This window comes from Caballeronia glebae (genome assembly GCF_001545035.1).
GTDB lineage: Bacteria > Pseudomonadota > Gammaproteobacteria > Burkholderiales > Burkholderiaceae > Caballeronia > Caballeronia glebae.
In genome coordinates this window covers 83,458-103,870 of the sequence record NZ_FCOJ02000023.1, presented here as the reverse complement: position 1 = coordinate 103,870, position 20,413 = coordinate 83,458, and the positions used below count along the sequence as shown (strand labels likewise).

Genomic DNA, 20,413 nt, shown 5'->3' with positions numbered 1-20,413 from the left:
CCGAAAGACTGAAACCGCACCCGTCATCAAGCGCCCACACTTATCGGCTGTTAGTTTTTAAAGAGCACATCGCAAGAACCACATCAACTTCCGTCTTGCGTCGCTGCATCAGCAGCAGAGAAACGAGATTATGAAGAACATTTCGGTTCGTGTCAACAAGTTTTGAAACGCTTCTTATTGACCTACCTACTCGTCCCACCGACTTAAAGCAAACGGGTCGTGCGGAGATCGCACGACCCGTCGACATAAGTCTTGGTGCCGGCTGCAGGACTCGAACCCGCCACCTGATGATTACAAATCAACTGCTCTACCAGATGAGCTAAGCCGGCGAAGGACGGAATTCTACTTCATTTAACGACTTTGAGGTGAGACCTCGCCGGCGATTTCGAAGCCTCGTCATCCGCGGCAGCTTGGGCTTCGTCTTTCGACGCGGGCTCAACTCGCTCGCCAGCAGGCTCCTCGATTTGCCGCGTCTCACGTTCGACCGATCGCGCTCCGGCGGGCGCGCTCGCCAAATCCGAGCCGGAATGCGACTGTTCGACCGGGAAGGCCATCCCTTGCCCGTTTTCACGCGCATAGATGGCAAGCACGTTCGCAATCTGCACTTCGATCTTGTGCGACTTGCCTGAGAACCGCGCGCTGAACTCGATCCACTCGTTGCCCATCTGCAGCTGGCTCGTTGCCTCGAAACTGATGTTCAACACGATCTCGTCGTTGCGGACGAACTGGCGCGGCACGCGCGTGGCCGCATCGACCCGCACGGCGATGTGAGGGGTAAAACCATTGTCCGTGCACCACTCATACAGCGCACGCAACAGATACGGCTTGGTGGAAATCTCTTGCATCAACTTTCCTCTGTCGGAAGGCGGCCGCGCGAAACCGCGCCGCCGCGTCCCAACGCACTCAAACTATCGACGCATCACCTTTTCGGAAGGCGTCAGCGCTTCAATATAGGCCGGTCGGCTGAAGATCCGCTCGGCGTACTTCATCAACGGTGCTGCGTTCTTCGACAGTTCGATGCCGTAGTGATCCAGACGCCACAGCAGCGGCGCGATCGCGACGTCGAGCATCGAGAACTCCTCGCCCAGCATGTACTTGTTCTTCAGGAAGATCGGCGCGAGTTGCGTGAGGCGATCGCGGATCGCGCCGCGCGCCTTTTCGTGATTCTTCTCGGCCGCCTTGCCCTTCTCGTTTTCGAGCGTGCCGACGTGAACGAACAGCTCCTTCTCGAAGTTCAGCAGGAACAGGCGCGCGCGAGCACGCTGGACCGGATCGGCCGGCATGAGCTGCGGGTGCGGGAAACGCTCGTCGATATATTCGTTGATGATATTCGACTCGTACAGGATCAGGTCGCGCTCGACGAGAATCGGCACCTGTCCGTAAGGGTTCATCACCGCGATGTCTTCCGGCTTGTTGAACAGGTCAACGTCGCGAATCTCGAAATCCATGCCCTTTTCGAACAACACCAGCCGGCAGCGCTGGGAGAACGGGCAAGTAGTGCCGGAATACAGAACCATCATGTTTTTAAAGTTCCTTCAGTAAACTCGAAGGGCCGGCCGCGGCGTTTCCTCGCGGAAAATGCCGTCGCGCCGACCCACGCCTTCGAAGGCGCGTTATTTGATATCTTTCCAGTATGCCGCGTTCAGGCGCCACGCGAGGAAACTCAAGAACGCCAGGAACAGCAAAACCCAGACGCCGAGCCGCTTGCGCGTCTGCTGCGCGGGTTCCGCCATCCACGACATGTACGAAACGAGATCGGCCACAGTTGAATCATAATCCACGGACGACATGGCACCAGGTGTAACCTGCGTGTAACCGACGAATCTTCGTACCTTTTCGCCGGTATGTTCGTCCGTATCGGTCTCGAATTTCGCGTCCCGGATGCCCTGCAGCGTCCAAAGCACATGCGGCATGCCGACGTTTTCGTACACGCGATTGTTCCAGCCGGTCGGTCGCGCCGGATCGCGATAGAAACTCCGCAAGTACGTATAAAGCCAGTCCTTGCCCCGCGCCCGCGCCTCGACCGACAAATCCGGCGGCGACGCGCCGAACCACGCCTTCGCGTCTTCGGGGCGCATCGCGATGGACATCGTGTTGCCGACCTTATCCGTCGAGAAAAGCAAATTCTCCTGAATCTGCTTCTCGCTGATGCCGAGATCGGTCAGCCGGTTGTACCGCATCAACGTCGCGCTGTGGCAGTTCAGGCAATAGTTTACAAAAACCTGGGCGCCGTGCTGCAAGGACGCGAGATTGTCCGAGCTGTCAGGCGCGCGATCGAGCACTGCTTCTTCCTGCGCGAACGCCGGCGCCGCGCCGAATGCAAACAGCGCCGCACCGATCATCGCCATTGTAGAGAGCCATTTTTTCATCGTATTCGTCTCCGGACGTGCGCTCAGTGAGGTTTGTAGTGCACTCGCTCAGGCGGCGTCTTGAATTTGCCGCGTGGCGTCCAGAAAGGCATGCCGAGGAAGAATGCAAAATAGATCAGCGCGCAGATCTGCGCGATCAGCGTCGCGGCCGGCGATGGCGGTCGCGTGCCCAGAAAGCCGAGCATCAGGAACGCGAACACGAAAATCGCATAGAAGACCTTGTGGAAAAGTGGCCTGTAGCGAATCGACTTCACCGGACTCCGATCCAGCCACGGTAGGAAAAACAGCGAAACGACCGCCGTGCCCATCACGACCACGCCCCAGAATTTCGATTCCGTCAGCGCCATGAAAATCAGCACCAGAACCGCGAGTACCGGCAGACCGAGCTTCCACTTGCCGCGCGCCTTCACGAGCGCGAGCAGACCCAGCAACGCGATCACGATCATCAGCACGATCTTGAAGGGATCGGTGGTGGCGCGAAGCATGGCGTAGAACGCGGTGAAATACCACACCGGCGCGATTTCCGACGGCGTCTGCAACGGATTCGCCGGCACGAAGTTGTTGGCTTCGAGGAAATAGCCGCCCATTTCCGGCGCGAAGAAGATGATCGCCGCGAAGATCAGCAGGAAGACGCACACGCCCATGAAGTCGTGCACCGAGTAGTACGGATGGAACGGAATGCCGTCGAGCGGAATGCCGTTCGCGTCTTTCTTCGCCTTGATTTCGACGCCATCAGGATTGTTCGAGCCGACTTCGTGCAGTGCGACGAGGTGCGCGACCACGAGTCCGATCAGAACGAGCGGAATCGCGATGACGTGGAACGCGAAAAAGCGATTCAACGTGACATCCGACACGACGTAATCGCCGCGAATCCACAAAGACAGATCCGGGCCGATGAACGGAATCGCCGAGAACAGGTTCACGATGACCTGCGCGCCCCAGAACGACATCTGTCCCCACGGCAACAGATAGCCGAAGAACGCTTCGGCCATGAGGCACAGAAAAATCGCGCAGCCGAAGACCCACACGAGCTCGCGCGGCTTGCGATACGACCCGTAAAGCAGGCCGCGGAACATGTGCAGATAGACGACGACGAAGAACATCGACGCGCCCGTCGAATGCATGTAGCGAATGAGCCAGCCCCACGGCACCTCGCGCATGATGTACTCGACCGATGCGAACGCGAGCGTCGCATCGGGTTTGTAGTTCATCGTGAGAAAGATGCCGGTGACGATCTGGTTGACGAGCACCAGCAAAGCCAGCGAGCCGAAGAAGTACCAGAAGTTGAAGTTCTTCGGCGCGTAGTACTCGGATACGTGTTTCTTCCAGGTCGAGGTCAGCGGAAACCGGCGGTCGATCCAACCGGTCAAGCCCGTTGTCTCCACTTCCTTGTCTGCGGTCGCCATTTACGCCTCTCCCTTTTCGTCCTTGCCGATCACGAGTTGCGTCGCGGAAGTGAACATGAACGGTGGAATGTCCAGGTTCTGCGGCGCGGGCTTGTTCTTGAAGACGCGGCCGGCCATGTCGTAGGTCGAGCCGTGACACGGGCAAAGGAAGCCGCCCGGCCAGTTATCGGGGAGATTGGGTTGGGGACCCTCGGTGAAACGTGGCGTCGGCGTGCAGCCCAGATGCGTGCACACGGCAACCGCCACCAGAATGTTCTTGTGATCGGCGCGCGAGCGGAACTCGTTGTTGCAGTACTCCGGCAACGGCATCGAGAATTCCATCTTGGACTTCGGGTCGGCCACTTCGTTGTCGGCCTTCTTGACGTCGGCCAGCATTTCGTCGGTGCGGTTCACGATCCACACCGGCTTGCCGCGCCAGGCGACGGTCATCATCTCGCCCGGCTTGAGTCCGCCGATATCGACCTCGACGGGCGCGCCCGCCGCCTTGGCCTTTTCCGATGGTGCAAACGAACCTACGAAAGGAACTACGGTTGCCACCGCTCCGACACCACCTACCGCGGTCGTCGCAATCAGCCAGGTACGGCGGCCGCCGTCGACGCGTTTTTCTTCCTTGTCTCGCATCACACGCCCCACTTCTGAGTTGGATTTATACCGTCACATCAGTTATACCGCCGCTAGTGTGCGCGAATGGAGTTAGCATTTACAAGGGCCGACTAGCAAAAACCACTCGAAGTGATTGATGCTTCAGGGTTTTCCCCACGTTTTTCGCGCAACCTCGTGAAGCGTTCATTTAAGCCAACTGCAAGCGCCAATAATGGGCGAACCCGCTTAATGGCGTATTAAACCGGATTATCGATATCGATAAAAATATGTTCGATATCGAATTGCTCGGACAGATGCGCGCCGATGGCCTGCACGCCGTAACGCTCGGTCGCGTGATGGCCGGCCGCGAGGTACGCCACGCCCGATTCCGCCGCGATATGCATGGTCTGCTCCGAGACTTCGCCGCTCAGATACACGTCCGCGCCCGCCGCGATGGCGTCTTCGAAATAGCCTTGCGCGCCGCCCGTGCACCACGCCACGCGCCGCAATTCCTTGTCCGTGTCGCCGAACACGAGCGGCTTTCTGCCGAGCGCGTTCTCGACCATCGCGCTGAAGTGTTCGAGCGGCAAGGGCATGCCGAGCGTGGCGATCCAGCCGAGATCCTGATCGCCGAAACGCGCGTCGGCGATCAGCCCGAGCCGCGCGCCGATCTGCGCGTTGTTGCCGAATTCCGGATGCGAATCGAGCGGCAGATGATAGGCGAAGAGATTGATGTCGTTGGCGATCAGCGTGCGCAACCGCCGGTACTTGCGCCCGGTGATCTGCGGCGCTTCGTTGCGCCAGAAGTATCCGTGATGCACGAGCACGGTGTCCGCGCCCCACTCCAGCGCGGCGTCCAGAAATGCCTGTGAGGCCGTCACGCCGGTGGCGATCTTGCGCACGCGGCGCGCGCCTTCAACCTGCAGACCGTTCGGGCAATAGTCCTTGAAGCGGCCGATTTCCAGCAGATTGTTCAGATACAATTCGAGTTCGATCCGATCCATGAAATCCTCTATTCCTTCAAATGCTTAGACGCTTCTGGCTATTTTTTGCCCAAGCGGTCACCGTGCTTTTGGCCCTGATGTTCATCATCGCGACCTTGAAACCGCAGTGGCTTCAACGTCAGGGTCAATTCGGCAAGCAGCTTGCCGAGCCGATCGTCGCGTTGCGGGAAGTGGCGCCGAGCATCGGCTCGCGCCCCGTTCAATCGTCCTACTCGGATGGCGCGCAAAAGGCGATGCCGGCCGTGGTGAACGTGTTCTCCAGCAAGGACGGCAACCTGCCGCCCGACCCGCGCGCGAAAGACCCGCTGTTCCGCTACTTCTTCGGCGACAAGAACAAACGCAAGAGCGACGAGCCGCCGGCGTCGAATCTCGGCTCCGGTGTCATCGTCAGCTCGGAAGGTTACATTCTAACGAACCAGCATGTCGTCGACGGCGCGGATCAAATCGAAGTCGCTCTCGCCGATGGTCGCACGTCGAGCGCGAAAGTGATCGGCGTCGATCCGGAAACCGATCTCGCCGTGCTGAAGATCAACATGACCAATCTGCCGACCATCACGCTCGGCCGCATGGATCAGACGCGCGTCGGCGACGTCGTGCTCGCGATCGGCAATCCGTTCGGCGTCGGTCAGACGGTCACGATGGGCATCGTCAGCGCGCTCGGGCGCAATCACCTCGGCATCAACACGTTCGAGAACTTCATTCAGACCGACGCCGCCATCAACCCCGGCAATTCGGGCGGTGCGCTGGTGGACGTGAACGGCAACCTGCTCGGCATCAACACCGCGATCTACTCGCGCAGCGGCGGCTCGCTCGGCATCGGCTTCGCGATTCCCGTGTCGACCGCGCGCAGCGTGCTGGAAAGCATCATCACGACCGGCGCCGTGACGCGCGGCTGGATCGGTGTCGAGCCGCAGGACGTGACGCCCGAGATCGCCGAATCGTTCGGGCTGGATCAGAAGTCCGGCGCGATCGTCGCGGGCGTGCTGCAAGGCGGCCCGGCGGACAAGGCGGGCATCAAGCCGGGCGATATCCTCGTGTCGATCAACGACGACACCATCACCGACACGACGCGCCTGCTCAACGTCGTCGCGCAGATCAAGCCGGGCACGTCGGTGAAGGTTCATCTGATGCGCAAGAACAAGGAACTGGACGTCAACGTGATGATCGGCAAACGTCCCGCGCCGCCGCGCGCGCCGCAGATGCCGGACGAAGATCAGGGCGATCAAGGCGACCAGGGCGACGAATAAAACGCGGTATCCGTGAAAGCAAAAAAGGCAGCTTCGATCACTCGAAAGCTGCCTTTTTCGTATCCGTCGAACCGTGTGACGACGCGACAATACGCCGCACCTACTCCGCCGCCGGCTCCTCGTTTTTGATCGGTTGCTTGCCGATCACGAGCCGCGCCGCAATGATGCCCGCCTCATAAAGAATGACGAGCGGAATCGCGAGAATCAGTTGCGAGAAAACGTCCGGCGGCGTGACCACCGCCGAAATGACGAACGCGCCGACGATCACGTAAGGCCGAATCTGCTTGAGCTTCTGGATCGACACGACGCCCATGCGCGCAAGCAGCACGACGACTATCGGCACCTCGAACGTCACGCCGAACGCGAGGAACATCGTGAGCACAAAGCTCAGGTAGTTGTCGATATCCGTCGTCATTTCCGCGCCCAGCGGCGCATTGTAATGCGCCATCACGCGGAAAATGGTCGGGAATACGACGAAGTAGGCGAATGCCATGCCGCACAGAAAAAGCGTGTAGCTGCTGAAAACGAGCGGCCCGACGAGCTTCTTCTCGTGCTGATACAAGCCGGGCGCGACGAATGCCCACACTTGATACAGCACGATCGGCAGCGCGATCACGAAGGCGACGAGCATCGTCACCTTCATCGGCACGAAGAACGAGCCGGTGACGTCGGTGACGATCATCTTGCCGTCGCGCGGCAGGTTCTGCATCAGCGGACGGGCCAGCAGCTTGAAGATGTCCGGCGCCCAATACACGAGCGAGATGAACACGACGATGACCGAAGCGCCCGCGCGGATAATGCGGTCGCGCAATTCGACCAGATGCGAAATGAACGTCTCTTCGACGGGCTCTTCTTTAGTGTGTTGCGGGTCGCTCACGCCGGCCCTCGGTAGAAATCATCGATGAAGGAATCGCGGCTCGCTCAGAAGAACTTCGTCTGCCGGCGCAGAGTGGCGGGCGTATGACGAGCGACGCGCGCCGCGCCCGATTGAACCCGCGTGCGACGCGAGGTCGTGCGCTTGTACCAATTGGGAATCGCCGCCTGCTTCACGCGCCAGTTCTTGCGCCTGGTCGACGTCGATGATGACGTGGCGGCCCAGGGCTTGTCCGACGCGGCGCTGTCCGCCGATTCAGCCGCGCCGCCCGCAATGCTCGGCGTGACCGACGTCCCGTCTTTCCAGGCGTCGTTCAGCTCGGATTCGTGGCGCTTCAGCGTGTCGTGAATCGACGATTCGACATTCGACGCCGCGGTTTCGAACTCGGTGCGCATTTTCTTGAGCTCATCGAGCTCCATCTCACGCGCGACTTCCGATTTGACGTCGTTGATGTAGCGCTGCGCGCGCCCGAAGAGCGCCCCCGCCGTGCGAGCCACGCCGGGCAGACGCTCCGGCCCGAGGACCACCAGCGCAACGACGCCGATGACCGCCATTTTGGTCAGACCAAGATCGAGCATTGAACGGAAAGTGGAGAGTTACCGTCGGCGGACGGATTAGCGAAAGTCGCCCGAGCGCGACTTGTCTTTCGCCTCGACGTCCACGGCGCCGTTACGCGGCAGTTCGCGCTGATCGGTCGAATTTGCCGGCGTTTCGCCTTCGCGCATGCCTTCCTTGAAACCCTTCACCGCGCCGCCCAGATCGCCACCGATATTGCGCAGCTTCTTCGTGCCGAAGACGAGTGCCACGATCAGCAGAACGATCAACCAATGCCAAATGCTTAACGAACCCATGAATGAAAACTCTCCGTAATTCCGCCCCGATTTGGGTGCCGAGGCGGAAGATCGGCCTTGCGGCCTCAGCCGAGGCCCTTCGCCTCAGCTCAACTATCGATTTTGCTCGCCCAATATTTCATTGGAAAGGAGAATGCCGACAAAAATAGCGGCGTTACCCCATTCGGCGCCACGGGCGCTCGCCGGCTAACAAATGCGCGTGGATGTGATACACCTCCTGCCCGCCGCCCGGCCCGGTATTAATTACCGTGCGAAAGCCGGTATCGCCTCCCGTGTATGAGACACCCAGATCTTTCGCCAAACGTCCGACGAGACTCACCATTCTACCAAGTAGCGGACTGTCACTTTCTGTGCAGTGCGAAAGTGTTTCAATATGCTTGCGCGGAATCACCAGCACATGCACCGGTGCGGCGGGATTGATGTCGTTGAAGGCGACGAACTCATCGTCCTCATAGACCTTCGTGCTCGGCAGTTGCCCGGAAGCGATCTTGCAGAAAATGCAGTTGTCTTGACTCATTTATACCGTGTCTCCCGTTGCCGGGCCTGATTGATCAAACCGGATCAGAACCACGCGCGCGGCTCGATCGTCTTGTTCTCGTAGAGATACAGCCAGCCTTTGATGATGCGATAAAGCGTCCAGATGCTGACCGCGGCGAGAATCAGGAAGCCGACGCCGATCCAGATCGTCGCGAAACCGATCACGTGGCCCAGCACCGCCCACCAGAACGTGCGGATCTGCCAGGTGAAGTGATCTTCATACGGCGTGCCCGAAGCATCGCCGCGCTTGATGTAGTTGAGGATGATGGCGACCAGTCCGGTGAGCCCGCCGGTCAGCCAATAGACCGCATACAGCCCGTACAGAACGTGCGTGAACGTGCGCATATTGCGCAGACGCTCGGGATCGTTCGCGTCCTGAACGACAGGCGGCGGATAAGGTTCGTATTGCCGGTTCATGCTTGGCCCTCCTTCGCGAATGCCAGACGCTCGTCAGCCGCCGTTCTGTTCGCGCTCACGCGACTTGCGCAGCGCTTTTTCCTCGATTCCCGACAATCCTTCGCGACGCTCCAGTTCCGCGACCACGTCGGCGGGGCTCAGGTCGAAATGCGACAGCATCACGAGACAATGAAACCACAGATCGGCGACTTCTCCGACGAGCGCTTTCGGTGCGCCGCCGTGACGCGCGTCCTTCGCGGCGAGCACGACTTCCGTCGCTTCCTCGCCGATCTTCTTCAGGATCGCATCGTCGCCCTTGTGAAAGAGTCGGGAAACGTAAGATTGTTCCGGATCGCCGCCCTTGCGACTGTCGATGATCGCGCCGAGGCGCAGCAGCGTGTCCAGCGTATTGGCTTGCGTCATTTGTAGATGCTTTCGGGGTCTTTCAGGACCGGCTCGACGGCGACCCACTCGCCGTTCTCCGCCGTGCCCTCGAATTTCTGAAAAAAACAGGAGTGGCGGCCGGTATGACACGCGATACCCGATACCTGCTCGACCTTGAGCAGCACGACGTCTTCATCGCAATCGAGGCGCACGTCGTGAACGTGCTGCACGTGCCCGGACTCCTCGCCCTTGAACCACAGCCGCTGCCGCGAGCGCGAGAAGTACACCGCGCGCTTCAGTTCGATGGTCTTCGCGAGCGCCTCGCGATTCATCCACGCGAACATGAGCACGTCGTTGGTCGACGCTTCCTGCGCGATCACGGGCACAAGGCCGTTCGCGTCCCACTTCACCTTGTCGAGCCAGGTCGTTTGATCGCTCACGGCTTACGTCCTCACCGAAATGCCGTGGTCGGCCATGAAACGCTTCGCCTCGCCGACCGTGTGCTCGCCATAGTGGAAGATGCTCGCGGCAAGCACCGCGTCCGCGTGACCAACGACCACGCCATCGGCCAGATGCTGCAACGAGCCGACACCGCCCGACGCGATCACCGGCACCGGCACGGCGTCCGACACCGCGCGCGTCAGTGCGAGATCGAAGCCCGCCTTCGTGCCGTCGCGATCCATGCTCGTGAGCAGAATTTCGCCCGCGCCGTACTCGGCCATCTTGCGCGCCCATTCGATCGCGTCGATGCCCGTCGCCTTACGGCCGCCATGCGTGAAGACTTCCCAGCGCGGCGTCTCGCCTTCGGCCGACACACGCTTCGCGTCGATGGCGACGACGATGCATTGCGAGCCGTGTTTGTCCGACGCGTCGCGCACGAGCTGCGGATTCGCGACCGCCGAGGAGTTCATGCTGATTTTGTCCGCGCCCGCGTTGAGCAGACGCCGCACGTCTTCGACCGCGCGCACGCCGCCGCCGACGGTCAGCGGAATGAACACCTGCGACGCCACCGCCTCGATGATCGGCAGAATCAGATCGCGTTGATCGGACGTCGCGGTGATGTCGAGAAACGTGAGTTCGTCGGCGCCCTGATCGTCGTAACGGCGCGCGATTTCGACAGGGTCGCCCGCGTCGCGCAGTTCGAGGAAATTGACGCCCTTCACGACGCGGCCGGCGGTCACGTCGAGACAGGGAATGATGCGTTTTGCGAGAGCCATGTTCTTGCCACTTACGGAGTAAGGGCGGCGTCGCGGCCGCCCGGAGAGCTGCTCAAATGTGCTCACGCTCGGGCGTTTCAGGCGCCGTCGGCCTCGCGCAGCGCGTCGGCGCGGGTCTGGGCGGCGCTGAAATCGAGATCGCCGGAGTAGATCGCGCGGCCGCAGATCACGCCTTCAATGCCTTCGCCCTCGACCTCGCAGAGCGATTCGATGTCCGCGATGCTCGACAGCCCGCCGCTCGCGATCACCGGAATCTTCACTGCCTGCGCGAGGCGCACGGTCGCGCCGATGTTGACGCCCTGGAGCATGCCGTCGCGGCCGATGTCGGTGTAGATGATCGATTCGCAGCCGTAGTCCTCGAACTTGCGGCCGAGATCGACGACTTCGTGGCCCGTGAGCTTGCTCCAGCCGTCGGTCGCGACCTTGCCGTCCTTCGCATCCAGTCCGACGATGATGTGTCCCCCGAACGCGCTGCACGCGTCGCGCAGGAAGCCCGGATTCTTCACCGCGGCCGTGCCGATGATGATGTACGACAGGCCGTCGTCGAGATAGCGTTCGATGGTTTCGAGATCGCGGATGCCGCCGCCCAACTGCACGGGAATCTCGCTGCCGACTTCGTCGAGGATCGCGCGGATCGCGTCGCCGTTTCGTGGCTTGCCGGCAAAGGCGCCGTTTAGATCGACCAGATGCAGCCGTCGTGCGCCGCGGTCGACCCAGTGTCGGGCCATGGCCGCCGGATTCTCTGAAAAAATGGTCGCCTGGTCCATATCGCCCTGCTTAAGGCGCACGCACTGACCGTCCTTAAGATCGATGGCCGGAATGAGCAGCATAGGTATCGCGTATTTTCTGGGTGGAGTTGATCAAAACGGCGCACGTGAGGTCTTTCGTGCCTGTATCGCCGGCCGTCCCGCTAGTGTAGTACAAGTCTTGCAACGGTCATGCGCCCGCGGTAATAGGCGAAAACGCTAGCGGGCGCGCCATTTCACGGGTTCCAGTGCACGAAATTGCGATAGAGACGCAATCCGGCGTCCGCGCTCTTTTCCGGGTGGAATTGAGTCGCGAAGATATTGTCGCGCGCAACCGCCGACGTGAATGCGCTGCCGTACACAGTTTCGCCGGACGTATGAGCCGGATTCTCCGGCACCACGTAATAGCTGTGCACGAAGTAGAAGAACGCGCCGTCCGCGACGCCGTCCCAGAGCGGATGCGCCTGCGTCTGACGAACGCGGTTCCAGCCCATTTGCGGCACCTTGAAGCGCGAGCCGTCGTCCTGCAGAAGACCGTCGAGCTGGAAGCGCACGACTTTGCCGGGCAAAAGGCCGAGACCCTTCGTGTCGCCTTCCTCGCTCCAGTCGAAGAGCATTTGCTCGCCGACGCATACGCCGAGCATCGGCTTTTCGCGCGCCGCCTGCATCACCGCTTCCTGCAAGCCGGATTCGGCCAGATGCCCCATGCAGTCGCGCATCGCGCCCTGACCCGGCAGCACGACGCGATCCGCCGCGTGAATGCCTTGCGGCTGATCGACGATCGCCACGTTCGCCTCGGGTGCGGCCTTTTTCAGCGCCTGGTACACCGAGCGCAGGTTGCCCATTCCGTAATCAACAATCGCAATCGAAGTAGTCATTTCAAAGATGGCATCAAGGCCTTCAACCCGTTGACGATGAACTCCACCGCCAGTGCGGACAACATCAAACCCATGAGACGCGTGCCGATATTGATTCCGGTGCGCCCGACCACGCGCGCGATCGGCTCGGCGAGATTCAGCGCGCCGAAGCACAGCCCCGCGATGATCGCGCCCAGCAGGACGAGCCCGAAGCGGTCGTACCAGTGCTGCGCATTGGCAGCATAAACGATCACCGTGCTGATCGAGCCTGGCCCGGTGAGCAGCGGAATCGCGAGCGGCACGACCGCGATGCTGTTGCGCTCCTCGGCTTCCATGCGTTCTTCCGGCGTGGAGCGCGCATTGCCGACCTGCGCGTTCAACATGTTGATCGCCATGAGCAGCATGATGATGCCGCCGCCCACTTCGAACGACCCGACCGAAATCCCGAAGAACGCGATGATCTGCTGCCCAAGCAGCGCCGTCACCGCGATCACGCAGAACACCGAAACCGACGCGACGCGAATGGTGTTGCGTCTTTCGATGTCGGATTGCTGCGCGGTCAGGCTGAGAAAAAACGGTATCGCGCCGATCGGATTGATCAGCGCGAGCAATGAGATAAACGATTTGAACAGATCCATCGTGAATTCGACGCGCGCGCCGAAGCGCCGCGTGTCGATCAGAGACTGCCCTTGGTCGACGGAATCTGCCCCGCCGCGCGTTCGTCCACTTCGACGGCCATGCGTAGCGCGCGGCCGAACGCCTTGAATACGGTTTCGACCTGATGATGCGCGTTGATGCCGCGCAGGTTGTCGATGTGCAGCGTCACGCCCGCGTGATTCACGAATCCGCGGAAAAACTCGATGGTGAGATCGACGTCGAACGTGCCGATGCGCGCGCGCGTGAACGGCACGTGAAATTCGAGCCCCGGACGCCCCGAAAAATCGATGACGACGCGCGACAGCGCTTCATCGAGCGGCACGTAGGAATGGCCGTAACGGCGAATGCCCTTCCGGTCGCCGATGGCCTTCGCCACTGCCTGCCCGAGCGTGATGCCCGTGTCTTCGACGGTATGGTGGTCGTCGATATGGAGGTCGCCATGCGCTTCGACGTCGAGATCGATGAGCCCGTGACGGGCGATCTGGTCGAGCATGTGATCGAGGAACGGGACGCCGGTGGCGAGCTTCTGCTTGCCGGTGCCGTCCAGATCGAGCTTCACACGGATCTGCGTTTCGCTGGTGTTGCGAACGACTTCCGCAATGCGCATGGTGATTCCTTGATACTTGATCGTTGTGGGTTTCAGTTCGGTGCGAGCTTTTTCAGCGCCGCGACCATGTGCGCGTTTTCCTCGGCTGTTCCGACGGTCAAGCGCACGCAATTAGCAAGCAACGGATGCATTTTACCCACGTTTTTTATCAAAACCCGCGAAGTCAGAAGGGTTTCGAAAGCAACGGCGGCATCGGGAACGCGCACGAGCAGGAAATTTCCCGCGCTCGGAAAAACCGTCATGCCGGGCAGCGCCGCCACTTCGCGCGCGAGTTTCGTGCGTTGCGCGCGCAGTTCGGCGGCCTGGGCGTCGAGCACGTCGAGGTGATCCAGCAGGAAATCGGCGGTCGCCTGCGTCAGCACGTTGATGTTGTACGGCGGGCGCACTTTGTCGAACTGCATGATCCACGAAGGCCGGCCCGCCATGTAGCCGAGACGGATGCCCGCGAGCCCGAGCTTCGAGACGGTGCGCATCACCACGACGTTGTCGAACTCCGCCGCGCGAGACATCCAGCTTTTTTCGGCGAACGGCTGATACGCCTCGTCGATCACCACGAGACTTTTCTTCGACGCGGCGATCACGCGTTCGATGTCGGCGTCGTCGTAGAGCGTGCCGGTCGGGTTATTCGGATACGCGAGGTAGACGAGCGCGGGCGCGTGCTCCTCGATGGCGGCGACGAGCGCATCGGCGTCGAGCGTGAAGTCGGCCTTCAAAGGCACGCCGATGAACGCCAGATGCGCGAACTTCGCCGACATTTCGTACATCACGAAGCCCGGCACGGGCGCCACGACCTTCGCGCCCGGCTTCGAGCACGCGACCGACATCATGCTGATCAGCTCGTCCGAGCCGTTGCCGAGCAGCACCTCGCAGGCGTCGGGCACGTTCATCGCGCGCTTGATCTTCGCGAGCAGTTCCGCCGGACGCGGCGCGGGATAGCGGTTCAGCGCGACGCCCGCGAGATGCGCGCCGAGACGTTCGGCGAGGTCAGCGGGCAAGGTGTAGGGATTCTCCATCGCGTCGAGCTTGATCAGGCCCGTGGAATCGGGCACGGGGTAGCTCGTCATCGCGAGGACGTCGGGGCGGATGATGTCTTGTAGTGTGGTCATGTTTTCCCGGCGTCTCTCTCGCCGGTCAGGCGGCGGCTCTCAGGCCGCCTCGTTCTTTCGGGTCGGCGCGCTATTCAGCCGACTTTTTTCATTCGGTATTCGGCGCTCTTCGCATGCGCCTGCAAGCCTTCGCCGTATGCCAGTTCAGCGGCGATTTCGCCGAGCGTCTGCGCGCCGTCCGCGCTGACTTCGATCACGCTCGAACGCTTCATGAAATCGTAGACGCCGAGCGGCGACGAAAACCGCGCGGTGCGCGAAGTAGGCAGCACGTGATTCGGACCCGCGCAGTAATCGCCGAGGCTTTCGCTCGTGTAGCGGCCGAGGAACATCGCGCCCGCGTTGTGAATCTGCGCGGCCCATTGGTGCGGATCGAGCGCCGAGATTTCCAGATGCTCCGGCGCGATGTCGTTCGCGATCGCGCACGCTTGTTCCATGTCCTTCACCTTGATGAGCGCGCCGCGGTCTTCGAGCGAACGCTGGATGACGTCGCGTCGCGGCATCGACGGAAGCAGCTCGACGATCGCATCTTCCACGCGCTGGATGAAATCGTCGTCCGGGCACAGCAGAATGGATTGCGCGAGTTCGTCGTGCTCGGCTTGCGAGAAGAGGTCCATCGCGACCCAGCGCGGATCGGTGGTGGCGTCGCAGATCACGAGAATTTCGGACGGCCCCGCGATCATGTCGATGCCGACGGTGCCGAACACGCGACGCTTCGCCGATGCGACATACGCGTTGCCCGGGCCGCAGATCTTGTCGACGGCAGGAACGCTTTGCGTGCCGTACGCGAGCGCGCCGACCGCCTGCGCGCCGCCGATCGTGAACACGCGATCCACGCCGCCGAGCAGCGCCGCCGCGAGCACGAGCGGATTCTTCACGCCATCGGGCGTCGGCACGACCATCACGATTTCCTTCACGCCCGCGACGCGCGCGGGAATCGCGTTCATCAGCACCGACGACGGATACGCCGCCTTGCCGCCCGGCACGTAGATGCCCGCGCGATCGAGCGGCGTGACCTTCTGGCCGAGCACGGTGCCGTCGGCTTCGGTGTAATGCCAGCTATGCGTGCCGCATTCGATACGCTGCTTCTCGTGATAGCCGCGCACGCGCGCCGCCGCCGCTTCGAGCGCCGCGCGACGCTTCGGTTCGAGCCCTTCGAGCGCGGCTTCCATTTCCGACAGCGGCAGTTCGAGCGCCGCGACGCTGTCCGCTTTCAGACGATCGAACTTGTTGGTGTATTCGAGCACGGCTTCGTCGCCGCGCGCCTTCACGTCCGCGAGAATCTGCGCGACCGAGCGCTCGATCGCCTCATCCTCGCTCGCTTCGAACGCGAGGACCGCACGCAGCGCCTTTTGAAAACCATCGGCGCTGGAATCGAGTTTGCGAATCTTGATAGACATGCTGGTTTTCCGTTTTGCTGTTGGCGCGCCGCGTCGTGCAGCCCGCCTATTTTCCTGTTGCGGCCGTGGCGCGCTCGAAGGCGTCGAGGAACGGCTTGAGCGCGGCGCGCTTCAACTTGAGCGCAGCCTGATTCACGACGAGGCGCGATGAAATCTGCATGATCTCTTCGACCTCGACGAGATCGTTCGCCCGCAACGTGCCGCCCGAGCTGACCAGATCGACGATCGCATCCGCGAGGCCGACGAGCGGCGCAAGCTCCATCGAACCGTACAGCTTGATCAGATCGACGTGTACGCCCTTCGCCGCGAAATGCTGACGCGCGGTTTCCGTGTACTTGGTCGCGACCTTCAGGCGCGCGCCCTGGCGCACCGCGTTCGCATAATCGAAACCGTTCTTCACCGCCACCGACATCCGGCAACACGCTATGTCCAGGTCGATCGGCTGATACAAACCGCCACCGCCGTGCTCGATCAGCACGTCCTTGCCCGCGACGCCGAAATCGGCCGCGCCGTACTCGACGTAGGTCGGCACGTCGGTCGCGCGCACGATGATCACGCGCAGGTTCGGGTTCGTGGTCGGGAGGATCAGCTTGCGCGAGCTCTCAGGGTCTTCGGCCACCTGCACGCCGGCGGCGGCGAGCAACGGCAGCGTCTCTTCGAAGATACGCCCTTTCGACAGCGCGAGCGTGAGGGGCGCGCCAGGCCCCACCGACGACGACGTCTGCGGCAGCGAACTCATTGCTCGACCCCGCTGCCCTTGATACGGCGCACGTTCGCGCCGACCGCCGTCAGCTTCGCTTCCATGCGGTCGTAGCCGCGATCCAGATGGTAGATGCGGTCGATCAGCGTTTCGCCGTCGGCACACATCGCCGCGATCACGAGGCTCGCCGACGCGCGCAGATCGGTCGCCATGACCTTCGCGCCGGAGAGTTTCTCGACGCCCGCGACGAGCGCTGTCTTGCCGTCGATGGTGATGCTCGCGCCGAGACGATTCAGTTCCTGCACGTGCATGAAGCGGTTCTCGAAGATCGTCTCGACGACTTGCGAGGTGCCCTTCGCGATCGTGTTGAGCGCCATGAACTGCGCCTGCATGTCGGTCGGGAACGCGGGATATTCCGACGTGCGGATGTTCACCGCTTCGGCGCGCTTGTCCATGCGCACGCGCATCCAGTCGTCGCCTTCCTCGATCGTCACGCCCGCTTCGCGCAGCTTCGCCGTCACGGCGTCCAGCAGATGCGAGCTCACGCGACGCAGCGTGACATCGCCACCCGCGGCCGCGACCGCGCACAGGAACGTGCCCGCTTCGATGCGATCCGGCACGACGTCATGCTTTGCGCCGTGCAGTTTGTCGACGCCCTGAATCACGAGCCGATCCGTGCCGATGCCCTCGATCTTCGCGCCCATCTTCACGAGCAGATGCGCGAGATCGGAGACTTCCGGCTCGCGCGCCGCATTCTCGATGACCGTCTCGCCTTCGGCCAGCACCGCCGCCATCAGCAGATTTTCGGTGCCCGTGACAGTGACCATGTCCGTGATGATGCGCGCGCCCTTCAGACGCTTCGCTCGCGCCTCGATGAAGCCGTGCTCGATGTTGATCTCGGCGCCCATCGCCTGCAGGCCCTTGATGTGCTGATCGACCGGACGCGCGCCGATCGCGCAGCCGCCGGGCAGCGACACCTTCGCCTCGCCGAAACGCGCGACGAGCGGCCCGAGCACGAGAATCGACGCGCGCATCGTCTTGACCATTTCGTACGGCGCGATCAGGTTGTCGACCTTCGATGCGTTGAGGCTCACGCGCCCGTCGCCAGACACTTCGGACTGCACGCCCATCTGGCGCAGCAGCTTGACCATCGTGCGCACGTCCTGAAGATTCGGCACGTTCGACAGATGGACGTCGTCGGCGGTGAGAAGACTTGCGCAAAGAATGGGCAGAGCCGCGTTCTTTGCACCCGAAACGGTGATTTCGCCAGAGAGCTTCGCGCCCCCCGTGATGACCAGTTTATCCATTGCTTGTCCTTCGACCGAGCTGCCTGCGATGCCGTTTTCGGCGCCGCGGTTATCTTGAATGAATCGCACTATGTACTGCCTTTATCTGCCGGTGATGCCGGTGTTGCTTGGATTGAGTCGTTTGACCTGATTGGCTTCGCCGGGTGGACTCAGGCCGATTTCCACTCGTCGGGGGTGAGGGTTTTCATGCTGAGCGCATGAATCTCCTCGCGCATGCGCTCGCCGAGCGCCGCATAAACCAGTTGATGACGCGCGATCAACCGCTTGCCGACGAACGCGTCGCTCACGATGGTCGCGAAAAAATGCTGGCCGTCGCCTTCCACTTCCAGATGCTGGCAAGCAAGGCCTTTGGCGATGTAATCCTTCACCTGCTCCGGAGTCGGCAACATGGTGGAAGTCTCCTTGAGAATTAGTGACGCAGCTTGTAGCCGCTCGCGAGCAGTCGCGCGGCGATCGACGCCAGCACCGCCAGGAATCCGCCGACGATGCAAAGACTCATCAGCGGGTTGACGTCGGACAAGCCGAAGAAGCCGTAGCGAAAGCCGTCGATCATGTAGAAGAACGGGTTCAGATGCGACACCGCGCGCCACACGGGCGGCAGCGTATGTGTCGAGTAGAACACGCCTGAAAGAAACGTGAGCGGCATGATCAGGAAGTTCTGAAACGCGGCGAGTTGATCGAACTTGTCGGCCCAGATGCCCGCGATCAGACCCAGCGTGCCGAGAATGCCCGAACCGAGGATCGCGAACGCAATGATGTAGAACGGCGCGGCGAAAGACATCGGGATGAACCATATCGTCACGATGAACACGCCGAAGCCGACGCACAAACCGCGCACGACGGATGCCAGCACGTATGCGAAGAACATTTCCCAATGCGCTATCGGCGGCAGCAGCACGAACACGAGATTGCCGGTGATCTTCGACTGGATCAGCGACGACGAACTGTTCGCGAACGCGTTCTGCAGCACGCTCATCATCACGAGGCCGGGCACGAGGAAGCTCGTATAGCCGACGCCCGGATACACCTGCACGTGCCCCGACAGCGCATGGCCGAAGATGGTCAGATACAGAAGCGCCGTCACGACCGGCGCGAGCACGGTCTGAAACGAAACCTTCCAGAAGCGCAGCAGCTCCTTGTAGAACAACGTCTGGAAACCGCTCATGAAAGTCCCTCGACCACTTCCGGCTCGTGCATCACCTGCAGGAACACGTCTTCCAGATCGGCCTTGCGCACTTCGATTTCGTCGAACGTGCAGCCGGCCGCGCGGCATTTCGCGAGAATCGGCTCGATCTCGTCGTAGCTCGCGAGGCGCAGCAGATGCTGCGCGCCCGACACCGCGTGCGGATCGACTTCGAGCGCGCGCAAGTCCGCCGGCAGCGGGCCGTTCGACAGGCGCAGAAACAGCTGCATGCCCGAGAAGCGCTGCAGCAGCGCGCTCGTGCGTTCGAGCGCGACGACTTCGCCGCGACGAAGCATCGCGAGCCGGTCGCACAGCGATTCGGCTTCTTCGAGATAGTGCGTCGTCAGCACGATCGTGTGGCCTTCGCGATTCAGGCGCGAGATGAACTTCCAGAGCGTCTGACGCAATTCGACATCGACGCCGGCGGTGGGCTCATCCAGCACGATCACGGGCGGCCGGTGTACGAGCGCCTGCGCAACGAGCACGCGGCGCTTCATCCCGCCGGACAGCGCGCGCGTGTTGACGTCGGCTTTCTCGGTGAGATCGAGATTGGCCATGATCTCGTCGATCCAGTCGTCGTTGTTGCGCAAGCCGAAATAGCCCGACTGGATTCGCAACGACTCGCGCACGGTGAAGAACGGATCGAACACCAATTCCTGCGGCACGACGCCGAGCGCACGCCGCGCGGCCCGGAAGTCGCTGACGACATCGTGGCCGCGCACGGAAATCGTGCCGCTATCGGCGCGCGCCAGGCCGGCGAGAATGCTGATCAACGTGGTTTTGCCCGCGCCGTTGGGGCCGAGCAAGCCGAAGAACTCGCCCTCTTCCACCGTGAGGCTCACGCCTTTGAGCGCCTGGAGATCCTTGTAGCGCTTCCTGACGTTTCGGATTTCTATGGCTGACATGGACAGTGCGCGTGCCTCGTGCGGCCGCGCCTCGATTGTGCGGATTTTGGCTCGACGGACCCGGACCCGGACAAAAAAGGG

General features: G+C 61.7%; 26 protein-coding genes and 1 tRNA gene. 1 reads left to right on the top strand and 26 read right to left on the bottom strand.

Annotated elements, in window-relative coordinates:
• Nucleotides 1-253: 253 nt before the first annotated feature.
• From AWB82_RS17700 to AWB82_RS17670, 7 genes are all read right to left on the bottom strand, one after another.
• Nucleotides 254-329 (bottom strand) — tRNA-Thr (locus AWB82_RS17700).
• A gap of 18 nt (nt 330-347) precedes the next feature.
• Nucleotides 348-845, bottom strand: coding sequence for a ClpXP protease specificity-enhancing factor (locus AWB82_RS17695; RefSeq protein WP_086969416.1), 498 nt, complete (start codon nt 843-845; stop codon nt 348-350).
• 63 nt (nt 846-908) lie between these two features.
• A complete protein-coding gene (locus tag AWB82_RS17690) occupies nt 909-1,520 on the bottom strand; it encodes a glutathione S-transferase N-terminal domain-containing protein (protein WP_014192402.1) in 612 nt (203 codons plus the stop codon).
• A gap of 93 nt (nt 1,521-1,613) precedes the next feature.
• Nucleotides 1,614-2,369, bottom strand: a complete 756-nt coding sequence (locus AWB82_RS17685; RefSeq protein ID WP_086969414.1) for a cytochrome c1 — start codon at nt 2,367-2,369, stop codon at nt 1,614-1,616.
• Nucleotides 2,370-2,392: 23 nt separating this feature from the next.
• Nucleotides 2,393-3,775 carry a cytochrome b gene (locus tag AWB82_RS17680; protein ID WP_086969412.1) on the bottom strand — a complete coding sequence of 461 codons (1,383 nt, stop codon included), beginning with the start codon at nt 3,773-3,775 and terminating at the stop codon, nt 2,393-2,395.
• Complete coding sequence (gene petA, locus AWB82_RS17675) at nt 3,776-4,396, bottom strand: ubiquinol-cytochrome c reductase iron-sulfur subunit (RefSeq protein WP_086969410.1); 621 nt, start codon at nt 4,394-4,396, stop codon at nt 3,776-3,778.
• Nucleotides 4,397-4,614: 218 nt separating this feature from the next.
• Nucleotides 4,615-5,361 carry a Nif3-like dinuclear metal center hexameric protein gene (locus AWB82_RS17670; RefSeq protein ID WP_086969408.1) on the bottom strand — a complete coding sequence of 249 codons (747 nt, stop codon included), beginning with the start codon at nt 5,359-5,361 and terminating at the stop codon, nt 4,615-4,617.
• Nucleotides 5,362-5,381: 20 nt separating this feature from the next.
• Between AWB82_RS17670 and AWB82_RS17665 the strand changes: the two genes are divergently transcribed.
• The gene (locus tag AWB82_RS17665) at nt 5,382-6,608 is read left to right on the top strand and encodes a S1C family serine protease (protein ID WP_086969406.1); all 1,227 of its coding nucleotides are present in this window, start codon (nt 5,382-5,384) and stop codon (nt 6,606-6,608) included.
• Nucleotides 6,609-6,708: 100 nt separating this feature from the next.
• Here the strand turns inward: AWB82_RS17665 and tatC are convergent, their stop codons facing one another.
• From tatC to AWB82_RS17570, 19 genes are all read right to left on the bottom strand, one after another.
• Nucleotides 6,709-7,485 (bottom strand): twin-arginine translocase subunit TatC, encoded by a 777-nt coding sequence (gene tatC, locus AWB82_RS17660; RefSeq protein ID WP_086969404.1) that lies wholly within the window; start codon nt 7,483-7,485, stop codon nt 6,709-6,711.
• A gap of 44 nt (nt 7,486-7,529) precedes the next feature.
• Nucleotides 7,530-8,060, bottom strand: a complete 531-nt coding sequence (gene tatB, locus AWB82_RS17655) for a Sec-independent protein translocase protein TatB (RefSeq protein WP_086969402.1) — start codon at nt 8,058-8,060, stop codon at nt 7,530-7,532.
• A 36-nt stretch (nt 8,061-8,096) separates the two neighbouring features.
• Nucleotides 8,097-8,333 carry a Sec-independent protein translocase subunit TatA gene (gene tatA, locus AWB82_RS17650; RefSeq protein WP_086969400.1) on the bottom strand — a complete coding sequence of 79 codons (237 nt, stop codon included), beginning with the start codon at nt 8,331-8,333 and terminating at the stop codon, nt 8,097-8,099.
• Nucleotides 8,334-8,487: 154 nt separating this feature from the next.
• Nucleotides 8,488-8,850, bottom strand: a complete 363-nt coding sequence (locus AWB82_RS17645; protein WP_008344145.1) for a histidine triad nucleotide-binding protein — start codon at nt 8,848-8,850, stop codon at nt 8,488-8,490.
• 44 nt (nt 8,851-8,894) lie between these two features.
• Nucleotides 8,895-9,287 carry a DUF4870 family protein gene (locus AWB82_RS17640; protein ID WP_086969398.1) on the bottom strand — a complete coding sequence of 131 codons (393 nt, stop codon included), beginning with the start codon at nt 9,285-9,287 and terminating at the stop codon, nt 8,895-8,897.
• A gap of 33 nt (nt 9,288-9,320) precedes the next feature.
• Nucleotides 9,321-9,689 (bottom strand): phosphoribosyl-ATP diphosphatase, encoded by a 369-nt coding sequence (locus tag AWB82_RS17635; RefSeq protein ID WP_086969396.1) that lies wholly within the window; start codon nt 9,687-9,689, stop codon nt 9,321-9,323.
• Nucleotides 9,686-10,090 carry a phosphoribosyl-AMP cyclohydrolase gene (hisI, locus tag AWB82_RS17630; protein WP_086969394.1) on the bottom strand — a complete coding sequence of 135 codons (405 nt, stop codon included), beginning with the start codon at nt 10,088-10,090 and terminating at the stop codon, nt 9,686-9,688. Before hisI ends, AWB82_RS17635 begins: the two co-directional genes overlap by 4 nt.
• 3 nt (nt 10,091-10,093) lie before the next feature.
• Complete coding sequence (hisF, locus tag AWB82_RS17625; protein WP_086969393.1) at nt 10,094-10,867, bottom strand: imidazole glycerol phosphate synthase subunit HisF; 774 nt, start codon at nt 10,865-10,867, stop codon at nt 10,094-10,096.
• Nucleotides 10,868-10,944: 77 nt separating this feature from the next.
• Nucleotides 10,945-11,697, bottom strand: coding sequence for a 1-(5-phosphoribosyl)-5-[(5-phosphoribosylamino)methylideneamino]imidazole-4-carboxamide isomerase (hisA, locus tag AWB82_RS17620; protein ID WP_086969391.1), 753 nt, complete (start codon nt 11,695-11,697; stop codon nt 10,945-10,947).
• A 152-nt stretch (nt 11,698-11,849) separates the two neighbouring features.
• Nucleotides 11,850-12,491: an imidazole glycerol phosphate synthase subunit HisH gene (gene hisH / locus AWB82_RS17615; RefSeq protein WP_086969389.1), complete on the bottom strand. Its 642-nt coding sequence runs from the start codon at nt 12,489-12,491 to the stop codon at nt 11,850-11,852.
• Nucleotides 12,488-13,108, bottom strand: a complete 621-nt coding sequence (locus AWB82_RS17610; RefSeq protein WP_086969387.1) for a MarC family protein — start codon at nt 13,106-13,108, stop codon at nt 12,488-12,490. Before AWB82_RS17610 ends, hisH begins: the two co-directional genes overlap by 4 nt.
• 38 nt (nt 13,109-13,146) lie before the next feature.
• Nucleotides 13,147-13,734, bottom strand: coding sequence for an imidazoleglycerol-phosphate dehydratase HisB (gene hisB, locus AWB82_RS17605; RefSeq protein ID WP_086969386.1), 588 nt, complete (start codon nt 13,732-13,734; stop codon nt 13,147-13,149).
• A 32-nt stretch (nt 13,735-13,766) separates the two neighbouring features.
• Nucleotides 13,767-14,840 (bottom strand): histidinol-phosphate transaminase, encoded by a 1,074-nt coding sequence (gene hisC, locus AWB82_RS17600; RefSeq protein ID WP_086969384.1) that lies wholly within the window; start codon nt 14,838-14,840, stop codon nt 13,767-13,769.
• 74 nt (nt 14,841-14,914) lie between these two features.
• Nucleotides 14,915-16,237 (bottom strand): histidinol dehydrogenase, encoded by a 1,323-nt coding sequence (hisD, locus tag AWB82_RS17595; RefSeq protein ID WP_086969382.1) that lies wholly within the window; start codon nt 16,235-16,237, stop codon nt 14,915-14,917.
• Between the two features lie 46 nt (nt 16,238-16,283).
• Nucleotides 16,284-16,976, bottom strand: coding sequence for an ATP phosphoribosyltransferase (gene hisG / locus AWB82_RS17590; protein ID WP_086969380.1), 693 nt, complete (start codon nt 16,974-16,976; stop codon nt 16,284-16,286).
• Entirely contained in the window at nt 16,973-18,244 is a 1,272-nt protein-coding gene (gene murA / locus AWB82_RS17585) for a UDP-N-acetylglucosamine 1-carboxyvinyltransferase (RefSeq protein WP_086969427.1), read from the bottom strand. The genes hisG and murA overlap by 4 nt, the downstream gene beginning before the upstream one ends.
• A 149-nt stretch (nt 18,245-18,393) precedes the next feature.
• Nucleotides 18,394-18,633, bottom strand: coding sequence for a BolA family protein (locus AWB82_RS17580; RefSeq protein WP_086969378.1), 240 nt, complete (start codon nt 18,631-18,633; stop codon nt 18,394-18,396).
• A gap of 20 nt (nt 18,634-18,653) precedes the next feature.
• Nucleotides 18,654-19,409, bottom strand: a complete 756-nt coding sequence (locus AWB82_RS17575; protein WP_086969376.1) for an ABC transporter permease — start codon at nt 19,407-19,409, stop codon at nt 18,654-18,656.
• On the bottom strand, nt 19,406-20,332 hold the full coding sequence (locus AWB82_RS17570) for an ABC transporter ATP-binding protein (protein WP_086969374.1): 927 nt from the start codon (nt 20,330-20,332) through the stop codon (nt 19,406-19,408). Before AWB82_RS17570 ends, AWB82_RS17575 begins: the two co-directional genes overlap by 4 nt.
• Between the last annotated feature and the right edge of the window lie 81 nt (nt 20,333-20,413).

Bases quoted from the DNA above. Each gene is read 5' to 3' on its own strand.
- AWB82_RS17695 (WP_086969416.1), bottom strand. From the start codon at position 845: ATGCAAGAGATTTCCACCAAGCCGTATCTGTTGCGTGCGCTGTATGAG.
- AWB82_RS17690 (WP_014192402.1), bottom strand. From the start codon at position 1,520: ATGATGGTTCTGTATTCCGGCACTACTTGCCCGTTCTCCCAGCGCTGC.
- AWB82_RS17685 (WP_086969414.1), bottom strand. From the start codon at position 2,369: ATGAAAAAATGGCTCTCTACAATGGCGATGATCGGTGCGGCGCTGTTT.
- AWB82_RS17680 (WP_086969412.1), bottom strand. From the start codon at position 3,775: ATGGCGACCGCAGACAAGGAAGTGGAGACAACGGGCTTGACCGGTTGG.
- petA (WP_086969410.1), bottom strand. From the start codon at position 4,396: ATGCGAGACAAGGAAGAAAAACGCGTCGACGGCGGCCGCCGTACCTGG.
- AWB82_RS17670 (WP_086969408.1), bottom strand. From the start codon at position 5,361: ATGGATCGGATCGAACTCGAATTGTATCTGAACAATCTGCTGGAAATC.
- AWB82_RS17665 (WP_086969406.1), top strand. From the start codon at position 5,382: ATGCTTAGACGCTTCTGGCTATTTTTTGCCCAAGCGGTCACCGTGCTT.
- tatB (WP_086969402.1), bottom strand. From the start codon at position 8,060: ATGCTCGATCTTGGTCTGACCAAAATGGCGGTCATCGGCGTCGTTGCG.
- tatA (WP_086969400.1), bottom strand. From the start codon at position 8,333: ATGGGTTCGTTAAGCATTTGGCATTGGTTGATCGTTCTGCTGATCGTG.
- AWB82_RS17645 (WP_008344145.1), bottom strand. From the start codon at position 8,850: ATGAGTCAAGACAACTGCATTTTCTGCAAGATCGCTTCCGGGCAACTG.
- AWB82_RS17640 (WP_086969398.1), bottom strand. From the start codon at position 9,287: ATGAACCGGCAATACGAACCTTATCCGCCGCCTGTCGTTCAGGACGCG.
- AWB82_RS17635 (WP_086969396.1), bottom strand. From the start codon at position 9,689: ATGACGCAAGCCAATACGCTGGACACGCTGCTGCGCCTCGGCGCGATC.
- hisF (WP_086969393.1), bottom strand. From the start codon at position 10,867: ATGGCTCTCGCAAAACGCATCATTCCCTGTCTCGACGTGACCGCCGGC.
- hisA (WP_086969391.1), bottom strand. From the start codon at position 11,697: ATGCTGCTCATTCCGGCCATCGATCTTAAGGACGGTCAGTGCGTGCGC.
- hisH (WP_086969389.1), bottom strand. From the start codon at position 12,491: ATGACTACTTCGATTGCGATTGTTGATTACGGAATGGGCAACCTGCGC.
- AWB82_RS17610 (WP_086969387.1), bottom strand. From the start codon at position 13,108: ATGGATCTGTTCAAATCGTTTATCTCATTGCTCGCGCTGATCAATCCG.
- hisB (WP_086969386.1), bottom strand. From the start codon at position 13,734: ATGCGCATTGCGGAAGTCGTTCGCAACACCAGCGAAACGCAGATCCGT.
- hisC (WP_086969384.1), bottom strand. From the start codon at position 14,840: ATGACCACACTACAAGACATCATCCGCCCCGACGTCCTCGCGATGACG.
- hisD (WP_086969382.1), bottom strand. From the start codon at position 16,237: ATGTCTATCAAGATTCGCAAACTCGATTCCAGCGCCGATGGTTTTCAA.
- hisG (WP_086969380.1), bottom strand. From the start codon at position 16,976: ATGAGTTCGCTGCCGCAGACGTCGTCGTCGGTGGGGCCTGGCGCGCCC.
- murA (WP_086969427.1), bottom strand. From the start codon at position 18,244: ATGGATAAACTGGTCATCACGGGGGGCGCGAAGCTCTCTGGCGAAATC.
- AWB82_RS17580 (WP_086969378.1), bottom strand. From the start codon at position 18,633: ATGTTGCCGACTCCGGAGCAGGTGAAGGATTACATCGCCAAAGGCCTT.
- AWB82_RS17575 (WP_086969376.1), bottom strand. From the start codon at position 19,409: ATGAGCGGTTTCCAGACGTTGTTCTACAAGGAGCTGCTGCGCTTCTGG.
- AWB82_RS17570 (WP_086969374.1), bottom strand. From the start codon at position 20,332: ATGTCAGCCATAGAAATCCGAAACGTCAGGAAGCGCTACAAGGATCTC.